The sequence below is a fragment of the Streptomyces sp. NPDC057939 genome, assembly GCF_042887545.1.
GTDB lineage: Bacteria > Actinomycetota > Actinomycetes > Streptomycetales > Streptomycetaceae > Streptomyces.
Genome location: NZ_JBHVPG010000003.1, coordinates 347,269 through 359,631, shown reverse-complemented (window position 1 = coordinate 359,631; position 12,363 = coordinate 347,269). Strand labels below are relative to the sequence as shown.

The following is a 12,363-nucleotide window of genomic DNA, read 5'->3' as shown; positions in this document are numbered from 1 at the left end:
CGGATCAGCTCCCGCTTTCGGTCAAGTAGGTCAGGACGGCCTTCACCCGCCGGTTGTCGGTCTCCGTCGCCCGCAGGTCGAACTTGGTGAAGACGGCGGCCACGTGCTTCTCCACCGCCCGCTCCGACACTACGAGCAGCGCGGCGATGGAGCGGTTGGAATGGCCCTGTGCCATCAGCTCCAGCACTTCGCGCTCACGCGGCGTCAGAGTGTCCACCCGGCAGCGCTGAACCCCCCGCATCAACCGGGTGACCACCTCCGGGTCGAGCGCCGTGCCCCCATCGGCGACCCGGTGCAGTGCTTCGACGAACTCGGATGTACGGGCGACGCGTTCCTTCAGCAGGTACCCGATACCCGCCGCACCTTCGGCCAGGAGCCGGGAGGCCCACACGGTCTCGACGTGCTGGGAGAACACCAGGATGCCGACCTCGGGTGTCCTCGCACGGATCTCGACGGCGGCACGGATGCCCTCGTCGGTGTGTGTGGGCGGCATCCGTATGTCCACCACGGCCACGCAGGGCCGGTGCTCGGCCACTGCGGCAAGCAGCTCGGGCGCAGTCCCCACGGCCGCCGGCACTTCGCATCCGCGAGCCTCCAGCAACTCGACCATGCCGTCGCGCAGAACGACGGAGTCCTCGGCCAATACGACGCGCAGCTTCCTGTTGATCACGACACCATTATCGATGTGCGTTGCATGCCCGGCGCGACGATCGGGTCGTCGCCGGTCCTGGTTGAGTTGCCGGAGACCGCGGCAGGCGCGGGCCTTCCCCCGGAGGCCACCCGCCTTCGCCGATCCGGTGTACGTGGCCGACGCGTAGTGGGGTCCGGGAGGCGTTCGGGTCACGGTGGTCGGACGTGAGGCAGGATACGAAAGTGGACTCGGTGCGGACTACGCAGCGGACGTCTCCACGACGTTGGAGCGGTATGCGCGCCAGTACCGCGCCCAGACGTCGCCATACAGTCCGCACCCGGAGCGATGCCTTTGCCACGCCTGCCTCACCGGCGAGGGCCGTGCATCAACCGCCTCAAGCAGTGGCGTGGTCAAGCCATGCGAATCGACAGACTCGCCATCGTCCACCAGGCGGCACGGGACCTGGCTGCCAACCTCGTCCGGACTCGCAGGTGACCAAAGAGGCAAGCCGTGGGCCCGAGTCAGATGGCGGTCCGACATGGCCCTCAGCCGGTCCGCGTCCGCGGGTCGGCAAGCCCGCGCCTGCGCAGCACCATCACCTGTGCGGTCGGGTGTGCGGTTCGCGGGCGGGGGCCGGTGAGCGCGTGGAGGGCGGCGAGCAGCCGGCCGCCGGCGCGGCCGGGGAGCACCGCGAGGAGGGTACCGGCGGCGAGGTGTTCTGGATCAGCGTCACGCGCAAGTCTGCCGGTGCCGAGTGTCCGGGCTGATGGGTCAGCAGTACACGACGCCCACCGGGAATGCGGCCTTGTCGAGGTACCAGGTGGCGCTACCCCAGCCCGGGACGGTCTGACACTGCCCGCCCTGCCAGGACGTCAGCTTTCCCGGCTTCGCCTTGACCGCTCCCTTGGAACAGTTCAGGATTCGATACTTCACGTCGAACTGCCGGCGCCGGCGGTTGTTCTCCACGACGAGGAATCCGGTCGACTGCGTGCCACAGGGCCCGATTTCGCCTGCGGTTGCGGTGGGCACCGTGACGCCCGTGAGTACGATGGCGGCCGCCGCGGCCAGGGCGGGGCCTGTGGCTGCGGTACGGGGGTGTGGGTGACTGTGTCGCGCGGCATGGCTGGGCAGCCGACGACTATGTGCAGGAGCAGGTCCTGATGACCCCCTCCGCTACCGCGGGAGGTTCTGACACTGCGTGGCTGCTCCCGTGAGAGCCTGCCGGCCCCCGGCGTCACAGCGCGGGGCCCCTCGTCGCGGATCCGATCCATGTGGGTCACGAGCAGGGGCCACTGGCGCGAGCCGACGCCCTCTCCCTCGCCCGGGTCCGGTTCGGGTCCGAGGTCAATGCTGTGTTCCGTCCGAAGGGCCGGCGCACCATTGCTGGTGCGTCAGCCATTCGTACGGCGTACGACGGGTGAGGCCGCGGGAGCGTCCGGGTCCGTGAACACCCCGATGTAACTGTTCACGAGGCGCGGTGCGGATTCCAGGGATTCGGGTCTGTCGGCACCGGTCCGGGCATCCAGGAGCACCGCCCCATCGTCGAGCGTCGCGTAGACCAATCCGTGCCACACGGCCGTGACCTCGATGGATCGGCGGGTTTGCGTGGGGAGGGCCCAGAGTTGCCGACCGCTCTTGGCGTCCAGGCCGACGGTGACCCCATGGCCGTCGCTGCACACGACGGTGGTCGTGACCGGGTCGTCCGCGCAGCGCTCCGGTACGCGCCGCATGCTGTGCTCGGTCACTCGACTGCCGGTCGCCAGGTTCAACAGGGGCAAGTCGTCACCCGTCCCGTTATTCCTGGTTTGGACGGCGACGAAGTGCGGGCCGGCAGGGCCCACCCTGAACATGTCCTCGGTGTGCATTCCACTCCACGCGGGCTGCCCGTCCGCCGCGCGGACCCCGTAGAGCTTCAAGTCGCCCGTCGTCCCCTCGTAAAGGGCGACGTTGCCATCCCCGACCGCGACGGCTGTGACGCGGGCCTTGGACCACAGCAGGGACTTGGTGACGAGGTCGACGGCGGCGACGAAGCTGTGATCCCCCGGTCCGTGTCCGTAGCTGATCACGGCCGTGGTGCCGGAAACACCGACGATGGAGAGGACTGGGCGGACGCCGTCCCTGGCCAAGAACGTGACGGCCTCATTCGTGACCCTGAAACTCCAGGCCGTCTCGGAGGTCTTCGCATCGACGGCGAGGATTTCCAGCTCGTGGTGACCGCGTTCCGTGCCTTTGCCCTCGACAGCGATGGGGAACGCGGTGAGGATGACGGTACGGTCGGCGACCTTTGTCACAGTGGGTGATGAATGCACCAATGCCGTGGCCCACGCGCCAGTTGGACCGATGCGAGCCGTGCGGCGGGTCACCGCGTCGAATCCCACAAGACCCTCGCCGGTACTCATCCATGTCGTCGTCCCTTCCAGAATGAAGGGAAGCGGATCCTTCCGTAACCTCGCGCCCGACCATGGCAGGTCGTGACCCTCCGTCTCGAATTTCAGCGGCGGATCGTATGCCTGCGGCGCAGCAGGCGTGGAAGGCGCGGCAGGTGCGGACACGCTCTGCTCGCTGCCACGGGGAGGGCTGTCCCCCTTGGGACTGCATCCTGACCCGGAGGCCAATGCCAACACCAGACCGCAGGCGCTGAGAGTCCATCTGACCTTGCGAGTTCTCGAACGCATGGCACCCCCCGGAGCCGGCCCGACCAAGTGGGCAGCAACCCGCAGCCCACCTGCCTACCACACCATTGTCATGCCTGGTTGGCCCATGTGTACCTCGTCGACGCAATCATGGCTGGGATCATCCGCTCATCGTCGCTGTGGCGACTTTGCACCGGCCTCACGGCGGGCCCTGACCAACGCGCGCGCTCTCCTGCTCCAGTCGCCTTCGACCGATGGGTCGGGAGCGGCCTCCGTGTTGCTCCGGGTGGGCGGTGTCCTCGGGCTGGATAGGACCGGCGACGGCCGCAACGGCTCCGCCCACGCCGAAGGCCCTCTTCAGCCGGTTGCCGCAACACACTGGGGCTGGTTGTGTCGGCAGCGGCCGCGTCCCCGGTGGGGTCCCATGTCCTCGCGCGACCGGATAACACGTCACGTCGGGTCCTTCAGGATCTGCGTCGGACTCCCAACTGGACTTTTGCGCAGTTCGCTTGGTGAGTGTGCCCGGGGGGGGCGGGCGGTCCGAAGCCGGCACCCGGCTGCGTCTGGAGTGCATACGGATGATGGGGCGGGTTCTGACCGGGCCCGAGGTCGCTGACCTGCTCGAATGCAAGGACGTCACTGTGTGTGGCACGGTCCGCCGCATCGCGGCGCGCGGGTTCGCGCCGCCGGCGGATGCCCCGCGCCCGGGCCGGCCCGCCGTAAAGCCGATCAGGCCTGAGCGGGACGTCACCGCTCCTCGCCGCCCTGGGTGCCGGATGCGCCGGTGGTGCCGGATGCGCCGGTGGGAGGCCGGACCAGGATGGCGACGTGTGCCCAAGGGCCGGTCAGGGCCACCACCAGTGCGATTCCGATGCCGACGACGAGGTCCGCGTGCGACGTGTGGGGGCGGAGCAGGACCGTCGCGGGGATGGCGGCCGCGACGAGGCCGCACTTCGCGAGGGTCGCCCGCAGGACGGACAGGTGCGGGGCTTGCTGTCGTCCCCGCTTCCGGCGCCGCCGCTGCTGGGCCGCGTGCAGCAGCGGCGGCACCACGATGACCAACGCCAGCAGTCGGACGGCGTGCTCCCGGACCGGCATGCCCCGGTTCACGCCCCACGCCGCTCCGAGGAGCAGGCCGATGAGCAGGTAGCCGAGTCGTAGGGCCGCGGGCCGGGGCCACCGCGCGGTCGTGCCGTTGCGGGAGGGCCGGTCACCCGTGGGGTTGGGGCGGTCGGCGCGGATCATCCTCGCTCGCCACGGGCGTCCTCGTGCGACGTCATGCGGGTGCCTCGACTTCGAGGGTCCGCGTTTCGCTCGGCAGGCTGTCGTGCAGATCGGCGACGAGGTCGGCGCGGAGGGAGGCCAGGGAGGGGTCGTCCCACCGGTTGTGCCACTGGTGGGGGTCGTCGTGGACGTGGTAGAGCTCGCCCTCCGTGCCGTCGTACTGGATCCAGGTGGGGGTCAGGACCGCGTCGCCCCAGGTCTTCTCCAGCCCGTTGGGCCGCCCCGCCGTGGACGTGCCGTACGCCGTGCAGAGCCAGCCGTCACGGTAGATGGTGCGCATGTGCATGCCGTAGCCGGGGAACTGGCTGTCCCATTCGCACAGGACCCGCTCGTGGCGTCCCTCCCCGTCGGCGACGGGCAGGGCGCTGCCCTGCATCCAGTCGGCCGGGGGAACGCCCGCGATGGCGCAGAAGGTCGGGGCGAGGTCCAACTGGCCGACGGGGTCGCTGATGACGGCCGGGACGACGGGTCCGGCGGAGGGCGCCGGCCGCCACACCAGCGGGAGGCGCATGAGCGCGTCGACGTGGAAGGGCCCCTTGTAGAGGAAGCCGTAGTCTCCTTGCATCTCGCCGTGGTCGGTGGTGAAGACGACGTCGGTGTTCTCGGACAGTCCGAGTGAGCGCAGGCAGGTCAGGATCCGGCCGCAGGCTTCGTCGATGAGCTCGTTCATGACGTGGACGCGCGCGTTGATCTCGCGTATCTGGTTGTGCGTCAGTCGTTCGGGCACGAAGGCCATCGGGCCGCCTTCGGCGTTGGCCCAGGTGCCTTCGTAGTAGGCGAGCCAGTGGGCGGGCCGGTTCGCGAGGATCCTGCGGATCTCCTCGTCGCTGCCCGGGTGGCCGGCCGGGAGGTCCAGGTCGCGCCAGTCGACGCGGGACATCTCCGATGCGGGCGGGTCCCACGGGTGGTGCGGGTCGGGGAAGCTGACCCAGCAGAAGAAGGGGGCGGCCGGGTCCTGGGCTCGCAGCCATTCGACGGTGCGGTCGGCGACCCAGTCGGTGTGGTAGAGGTCGCGGGGGATGACGTTGTGCTTGGCCTCCGGTGCACCGGTGTCACCTCCGGGCAGGGCGCCGAGGAGGTCGGCGTAGGCGTGGAGGAACTCGCTGTGCTCCGAGGCGATCCAGTCGCCGTAGTGGCCGATCCGGAAGTCGTCGAAGGCCGCCGCGTGGGCGGCCTGGACGGCGTGGTCGAAGCCGCGCCACGAGCCGGTGGCGCCGGTCGCCGCGCGCCGGGTCTCCGTGTAGCGGTAGTGGGGGTCGAAGGCCGGTTCGAAGTGGGCCTTGCCGATCAGCGCCGTACGGTAGCCCGCGCGGTCGCGCAGGTGGGCCGCCACGGACGGGGCGTCCTCCGGGAGGGGGATGCCGTTGGCGACGACTCCGTGGGTGCGTGCGTACTGGCCGGTGAGGAGGGTGGACCGGGCGGGCATGCACACGGTGTTCTGGTTGTAGGCGCGCTCGTAGCGGTAGCCGGCGGCGGCCAGTCCGTCGAGGACGGGGGTGCGGGCGATCGTGTTGCCGTTGCAGCCGAGCGCGTCGTAGCGCTGCTGGTCCGTGGTGATGAAGAGGATGTTCCGGGGCGCGGTCACCGCGCTGCCTCCCGTCCGGTGCAGCACAGCAGGACGGTCGCCGCCAGCCCCCGGTCCCGGTGGCCGGTCGCTTCCTGGTACTGGCCGGACGTCACCATCTTCGTGAACGCCTCCTTGGACGGGTAGGCCACGAGCGCCACGGCGTCCCATCCGTCGAGTGCCGGATCACCGACGACGAGGTGCTCGACGAGGCCGACCCACCTCAGCTCCGCCCCGACGTCCGCGAGCCGCTCCCGGACCAGTTCCTCGTAGCGGCCGTACTCCTCGGGCCGGTCGCTGAACTTGAGCAGGTTGAGCATGACGATCTCCCCGCTCCCGTCGTCCGCGAGCAGTTCGGCGGCCTGCTCGGGGGTGGGGACGAGGCCTGATGTGCGGATCATGAGGTCTCCTCGACGAACGAAGCGATGATCTCCGCCACGCGGTCGGCGGCGTCCTCCTGGAGGAAGTGGCCGGCCCCGGCGACGGTGCTCCGGCGAGCCGCGGGGAAGGCCGTCAGGAAGGGCTCGTCGCCGCCGCGGGTGATGGGATCGCCGTCGCTGAAGGCGGTCAGGACCGGGCGTTCGAACTGCTTGAAGGCTTGCCAGGCCCGGCGTTGGTCGTCCGCTGCCGGATCGTCGGGCGTGGTGGGGACCAGCGAGGGCATGGCCCGTGCGCCGGCCTGGTAGGTGGGATCGGGGAACGGCGCGTTGTACGCGGCCTGCACGGACGGGTCGACCGGGTGGTGGGTGCCGAGCTCGACGACGGCCCCGGCGTCGAACACCGGTGTGGTCGCGGCGAACTTCTGCCACGACAGGAAGTGCTCGGGGGCGGCGGTGTCGCCGGTCGGCAGTCCGGTGTTCGCGAGGACGGCCCGACTGAAACGGTCGGGGGCTTCGGCCAGCAGCCGCAGACCGATCATTCCTCCCCAGTCCTGGCCGAACAGCGTGATCTGACGCAGGTTCAGGCCGTCGAACAGGGCGTGGGACATCCACGCCACGTGCCGTGCGAAGGTGTGGTCCGCCCGGGCTTCGGGCTTGTCCGAGCGGCCGAATCCGACCAGGTCCGGGGCGACGACCCGATGACCGCGGTCGACCAGGCCCGCCATGACGTGGCGGTACAGGTAGGACCAGGTGGGCTCGCCGTGGAGCAGCAGGATCGGGGTCGCGCGGGGCGGGCCCTCGTCCACGTAGTGGATGCGGAGCCGGCCCGGACTTCCGTCCAGCGTAGGGACGTCGACGTAGTGCGGCCTGTACGGCCAGTCGGGCAGACTCGTGAAGCAGTGATCGGGTGTGCGGAGGATGCGCATGCGGCCTCCCGGCCTCGACTGCGAAGATAATTGCAGACTGTATGAAACTTGTCTGACGCGTCAACCCCTCGTACGAGAACCCGCGCGCCCTGCCCGCCCCACCCCTGATCCCCGATCCCTGACCCTGAGTCCGTCATCCCTGATCCCCGATCCCTGACCCCGAATCCGTCATCCCCGATCCCTGCCGAGGACCGCCCCATGCCGAAGGACCCCACAGCGACCGACCACCGTGACGGCCGAGTCGAGCGCGGCCGTCAGACGCGGGCCCGCATCATCAACGCCGTGTTCGAACTCGGAGAAGAGGGCGAGACCGCCCCGACCGTCGCCCGGATCGCGGCCCGGGCCGGCACCTCCGCGCGACTGGTGCACCACCATTTCGGCAGCGTCGAGGAGATCATCGATCAGGCCATCGACCAGCGCCTTCACGAGTTGATCGCGCGCCAGCCCGAGTTGCCGGTGAGCGGTCCCCTCCGGCCCCGCGTCACCGCCCTCGTCGCGGCGCGGGCGGACGCACTGGAATGGATCACCCCGCTGCGGCTGACCACCGTACGGCTGGAGCAGCATTCGGAGCGACTGCGCCAGTGCCGCGACACCGCTCTCGGCGTCGCCCGCGCCCAGCTGGAGGCCGTCTTCGCGGCCGAGCTCGCCGCCCAGCCGGAAGACCGTCGCGCGCTCCTGCTCGCCGCGCTGGAGACCAGCACCTCCTGGGAGGCCTGGCACCACCTGCGTTTCACCCGCACTCCCGAAGAGGCCCGACAGGTCATGGTCCTGATGGTCGAGGCCCTGCTCGCGACGGGACGCCCCTGAGGGGGCCGGTGCCGGGTCGGTTGGGGAGGCGGATCGGCTGAGGAAAGGGGCTGCTGAGGAGAGGGGCTGCTGAGGAGAGGGGCTGCTGAGGAGGTGGTCGGCCGGGGAGGCCGGATCCGCTCACCTCGTGCCAGCCTCCCGGCTGTTGCTCACTGCACGTCCATGGGCTCGTAGAGCACATCGGTCCTGAGGATTGTCTTCGTGCCCTCAAGAATCGGGGCCGAGTCGTGAAGCGTCCGATGCCAGAAGAGGAGCGCATCGCCCGGTTCGGGGCGGTGGGTGCTCAAGATTTCCTCGGGCTCTGCGGGCCGGGACCAATCCGAGAAGTCGCGTTGCGCAAAGGGAAGATCGTTCTGCTTGTCGGCGATGAACCGCGTTCCTCCGCCCACCGCCTCGTACGACAGGTAGACGACGACCGTCAGGAGAGTTCGCCTTCCGTCCGGGGCGAAATAGGGCGAATCGTAGTGCGGGACAAGAAGTCCGCCGCGTTCGTACGTGATGAAGCGCATGCGCGGATTGACGGCCGCCGGCTTCCAGGGCCTTCCGTCCGAATCCGTCGGATCGTCCGGCCCCACTTCGACCGACAGAAACGTCCGCAGCCTGCGGTAGAACTCCGCCGCCAAGGCTTCGGATTCAGCCGTGGCACGGAGGTGGCCGACCGGGTCCCCCTCTGCGTAGTTGGCGGCATCGCCGTCCCGACCCACCGGAACAAAGCGCTGGGAAGCCAGTTCGGCCGTGAATACCTCAACTTCGGCCGGAGTGAGAAAATTACGAATCACCCTGGCATCGACGTTCGGAATCTCCGACTCGATCGGGGCCCATGAGTCATCGGCAGTTATTCGACCCACCGCTTCTTCGGAGAGCTCAAAGGGGTTTACCGGCATTACGAACACGCTCACCGCTCCGTCCTGAGGTCATCGTCGATACCACTGCGGTCGTGGACCCGACCGCCCGGAGCAGCCGCGGGCAACACATGGAGGTGAATGGCGGAACTGCGGGCCACCACGCGCCTGTGCGCATCGAATCCGCGGAGGGAGTCGAGGCCCTCGGAGTCACTGCCCGCAGGGAGCGGGGACCGCCGAGCGGTTATCGTCATGATGACGAGAATAAGGCGTGGTGAACCCACAAAGCAAACGGAGCGTGGCCACGCCGCCGAAGGAGCGGGGAGGCGGGGCAGGAACCGGCTCACGGGACCACCGCTGCGCGGTAGTCCCGTGGGAACCACTGCTCCACACCAGGTGGTTCACGGGCGGGTCCGGTGCAGGGTTGGGGTGACAGGTTCGGTCACGCCGCCTGGAGGGCCGCCCTGACGCAGAGCGTCCGCGCGTTGGTGACCCGCACACCCAACCCCGACGCGATCACAGCAGGGGCGGTCAACCGAGGCGGGCAAGGGCGCGCCGGACATGACGCCGGCCCGGTACGCCGCGACGTACCGCGGCCACGATGCGATCCGGTCATACCGCCAGGAGCGCCTCGGACACCGGTTGTGACCCGCACGCCCGGGTCGGCGCGGACTCGCAACGACCCTGGCGCCGCCAGCAGGCCGACCTGCACGGCGTCCTCGAATGCCGCAGGCCGGTTGTCAGCCGTTTCACCTGCCCGGACATGGCGTCTCTGCTCGGCCATGCATGAGGCTGGTCCTCATGAAAATCAGACTGGGTGGCCGGAATGACGCCGCCGACGTTGCGGCGCTGCATGCCGAGAGTTGGCGTACGGCGTATGCGGGAATCATGCCCGCCGACTTCTTGGACGGCCCTCTCCTGGAAGATCGTGTGGACCTCTGGTGCGACCGACTGGACGATCCTCTCCCGGGGGCCGTCCTGTTCGTGGTGGAGACGGCGAGCGGCATCGATGGGTTCGCGTACTTGATACCCCGACCTGACGGCCGTGTACTGCTGGACAACCTCCACGCCAGACCCGGCCGCACCGGGTCGGGGATCGGCGGCCGGCTCCTGAGCCATGCGCTGGCGTGGGCAGCCGACGAGCACCCGAGAAGGACGGTCTACCTGGAAGTGCTCCGCGCCAACACCCGCGCCATCGCCTTCTACGAGCGGTACGGAGCCGCCCGTACCGATGAACGTGTCTGCCGGTTCGATCAGGGCTTCGAGCTCCCCGAACTGGAATACAGCTGGCCCGTTACGACACCCGCGTAGGCAGCCGAGGTGCGCACGCCCCGGGAGGACGAGGAGCTCCCGATCGCCGGCTTACGACGCTGTCGGCGCCTGGCCGGCGGCATGCCGGCCGTTCCGGGGCGTCAGTCGAGTTCGAGCACCGCCTTGCCATGGAGTCGGCGGCCGAGGAGGGCCTCGGCCGCTTCGGCGGCCTTGTCCCAGCTACCACGCCAGGAGATCCCCGGATCGAGTTCGCCGGTGGAGACAAGGGCGGAGAGCCAGGTCAGGTCGGGGGCGAGGTCGGTGCAGGCGAGCAGGAAGAAGGTGGTGATCGAGCGGTCATGGCGTCCCTGGTCACCGAAGAAGGCTCCGAACGGGAAGTGCTCGCCCCCGTCCGTCGCATGGCCTACGGCTACCAAGGTGCCCTTCTCGGCCAGCGCCTGGTAGGCATCGACGAGCTGACGGCCACCCACCAGATCCACGACGCCGTCCACCGGCGCACCGACCGCTCCCGGCTCCGCGATCACTTCGTGGGCACCGAGCGCATGCAGACCGTCGCCGTGTGCCTCGGGGTTTCCGGTGACCGCGACGACGTGCGCACCGCCGAGCCGGGCCAGTTGGACGGCGTACCGTCCGACGCCGCCGGTGGCCCCGGTGACGAGGATCCGTTTGCCGAGCAGCGGGCCGATGCGGTGCAGGGCGCGCAGGGCGCCGGCACCCGCCACCGGGATCGTGCTGATCGCGCCCGGGTCGGCTCCCGCGGGGGCAGTACCGATCAAGCCGGTGTCCACGGCTCGGAATTCAGCCCAGGCGCCGTCGTGGCCCAGGGTGGTCACGAGGGTGCCGACGGCCGGCCCCGAGCCATCGGCGGCGGCCTGCTCCACCACGCCTGCCGCGTCCCAGCCAAGGACCGCACCGTCGGGTGCGTGTTCAAGGACGTGCCTGATCTCGCCGTAGTTGAAGGACGTCGCCGCCACCCGGATCAGGGCTTGGTGAGGAGCGGGCTCAGGATCGGGACTTTGCCCGAGCCGCAGTCCGGCGGGAGCGGAGCGGTCGACCAGCAGAGCGCGCATGATGGTGCACCTTTTCGGCAGGGGTGGATGGGATGGCGCTTCGGGACGAGGCGCCGCCTGCCCATTTCTGCCACTCAGTGGCACAAGCCGTCAAGTGGCGATCGCTTTCCGGTAGCGATTCCGGTTACACTGCCGCCATGTCCGAAGCCGCGAACGAACGGCTGCCGCTGCGCGAGCGCAAGAAGCTCCGTACTCGGCAGACCCTGATCGACACAGCCCTGGAGATGTTCACCGAGCGCGGCTTCGACGGCACGACGCTCGACGAGCTGTGCGACGCGGTGGACGTCTCCAAGCGCACCTTCTTCCGCACCTTCACCAGCAAGGAAGACGTCGCCAGTGCGCCGACCCAGGACCTGTGGGCGGCTTTCCTCGACGAGCTCGAAACCTGCGAACCGGCGGGCCATACCCTTCTGGGGATGCTGCAGGACGCGCTGCTCGCCGCCCTGGATCGAATGACGGCCGACGGCTGGGCCCAACGGGTGCTGCTCAGTCGACAGCTGGCCGAGAAGGCCCCTTCGATCGGCGCCCACGGCCTCCATTTCTGCGACCGAACGGGCCGCGCCGCGCTCACCGTCCTGCACCGCAGACTCGACCTCGACGGCCCGGGGGATCTACGCCCGCGACTCGCCCTCGACGTACTGATCGCCGCGTTCCACTGCGCACTGGACACCTGGACGTCGCGCCCGGGCACTCCCACCCGAACCGGCCTCGCGGCCAACCTGCGCGAAGCCTTCGCCGCGGTGCCCGGCAGCCTCACTCTGACCGCGGAGCCCAGAAGGGCCCCTTGACCGTGCCGCAGCACTGGCTTTCGTGACTCGACGCGGAGGCCGATCCCTGCGGCGTTGCTCGGCTGGTGATGGTCGGGTCCCCGGCAGACCCCTTCCACGCGCACGCTGAACGTCAAAGGCGGGAAGACTGTTCGGGAGGCAGCGGCTTTGTTTCATTCCGCCGAAG

Annotated in this window: 13 protein-coding genes and 1 pseudogene; 4 read left to right on the top strand and 10 right to left on the bottom strand. The window is 69.5% G+C overall.

Annotation, left to right across the window (positions count from 1 at the left end; genetic code table 11):
• Positions 1–4: 4 nt before the first annotated feature.
• A complete protein-coding gene (locus ACFVS6_RS05950; RefSeq protein ID WP_389701019.1) occupies positions 5–670 on the bottom strand; it encodes a LuxR C-terminal-related transcriptional regulator in 666 nt (221 codons plus the stop codon).
• A gap of 342 nt (positions 671–1,012) precedes the next feature.
• Between ACFVS6_RS05950 and ACFVS6_RS05945 the strand changes: the two are divergent.
• A pseudogene (locus tag ACFVS6_RS05945) lies at positions 1,013–1,126 on the top strand (IS5/IS1182 family transposase); the annotation flags it as partial.
• A gap of 50 nt (positions 1,127–1,176) precedes the next feature.
• Here the strand turns inward: ACFVS6_RS05945 and ACFVS6_RS05940 are convergent.
• The 7 genes from ACFVS6_RS05940 to ACFVS6_RS05910 form a co-directional block, all read right to left on the bottom strand.
• Positions 1,177–1,320 (bottom strand): hypothetical protein, encoded by a 144-nt coding sequence (locus ACFVS6_RS05940; protein ID WP_389701017.1) that lies wholly within the window; start codon positions 1,318–1,320, stop codon positions 1,177–1,179.
• 82 nt (positions 1,321–1,402) lie between these two features.
• The gene (locus ACFVS6_RS05935) at positions 1,403–1,597 is read right to left on the bottom strand and encodes a hypothetical protein (protein WP_389701015.1); all 195 of its coding nucleotides are present in this window, start codon (positions 1,595–1,597) and stop codon (positions 1,403–1,405) included.
• Between the two features lie 425 nt (positions 1,598–2,022).
• Complete coding sequence (locus tag ACFVS6_RS05930) at positions 2,023–3,183, bottom strand: hypothetical protein (RefSeq protein WP_389701013.1); 1,161 nt, start codon at positions 3,181–3,183, stop codon at positions 2,023–2,025.
• 828 nt (positions 3,184–4,011) lie between these two features.
• Positions 4,012–4,509 (bottom strand): hypothetical protein, encoded by a 498-nt coding sequence (locus tag ACFVS6_RS05925; protein WP_389701011.1) that lies wholly within the window; start codon positions 4,507–4,509, stop codon positions 4,012–4,014.
• A 31-nt stretch (positions 4,510–4,540) separates the two neighbouring features.
• Positions 4,541–6,133: a sulfatase gene (locus ACFVS6_RS05920; RefSeq protein WP_389701010.1), complete on the bottom strand. Its 1,593-nt coding sequence runs from the start codon at positions 6,131–6,133 to the stop codon at positions 4,541–4,543.
• A complete protein-coding gene (locus tag ACFVS6_RS05915) occupies positions 6,130–6,513 on the bottom strand; it encodes a DUF1330 domain-containing protein (protein WP_389701008.1) in 384 nt (127 codons plus the stop codon). Before ACFVS6_RS05915 ends, ACFVS6_RS05920 begins: the two co-directional genes overlap by 4 nt.
• Entirely contained in the window at positions 6,510–7,418 is a 909-nt protein-coding gene (locus tag ACFVS6_RS05910) for a haloalkane dehalogenase (protein ID WP_389701007.1), read from the bottom strand. Before ACFVS6_RS05910 ends, ACFVS6_RS05915 begins: the two co-directional genes overlap by 4 nt.
• Before the next feature lie 198 nt (positions 7,419–7,616).
• Here ACFVS6_RS05910 and ACFVS6_RS05905 point away from each other — a divergent pair, with 198 nt between their 5' ends.
• The gene (locus ACFVS6_RS05905) at positions 7,617–8,225 is read left to right on the top strand and encodes a TetR/AcrR family transcriptional regulator (protein WP_389701005.1); all 609 of its coding nucleotides are present in this window, start codon (positions 7,617–7,619) and stop codon (positions 8,223–8,225) included.
• A 149-nt stretch (positions 8,226–8,374) separates the two neighbouring features.
• Here ACFVS6_RS05905 and ACFVS6_RS05900 read toward each other — a convergent pair whose 3' ends face one another.
• Complete coding sequence (locus ACFVS6_RS05900) at positions 8,375–9,124, bottom strand: phytanoyl-CoA dioxygenase family protein (protein ID WP_389701003.1); 750 nt, start codon at positions 9,122–9,124, stop codon at positions 8,375–8,377.
• 831 nt (positions 9,125–9,955) lie between these two features.
• On the opposite strand from ACFVS6_RS05900, the gene ACFVS6_RS05895 reads away from it, so the two are divergent.
• Positions 9,956–10,378, top strand: a complete 423-nt coding sequence (locus ACFVS6_RS05895) for a GNAT family N-acetyltransferase (protein ID WP_389701002.1) — start codon at positions 9,956–9,958, stop codon at positions 10,376–10,378.
• A 101-nt stretch (positions 10,379–10,479) separates the two neighbouring features.
• On the opposite strand, the gene ACFVS6_RS05890 is transcribed toward ACFVS6_RS05895, so the two are convergent.
• Positions 10,480–11,409, bottom strand: a complete 930-nt coding sequence (locus tag ACFVS6_RS05890) for a zinc-binding dehydrogenase (protein ID WP_389701000.1) — start codon at positions 11,407–11,409, stop codon at positions 10,480–10,482.
• Between the two features lie 137 nt (positions 11,410–11,546).
• Here ACFVS6_RS05890 and ACFVS6_RS05885 point away from each other — a divergent pair, with 137 nt between their 5' ends.
• Positions 11,547–12,197, top strand: coding sequence for a TetR/AcrR family transcriptional regulator (locus tag ACFVS6_RS05885; protein WP_389700999.1), 651 nt, complete (start codon positions 11,547–11,549; stop codon positions 12,195–12,197).
• Positions 12,198–12,363: the final 166 nt, after the last annotated feature.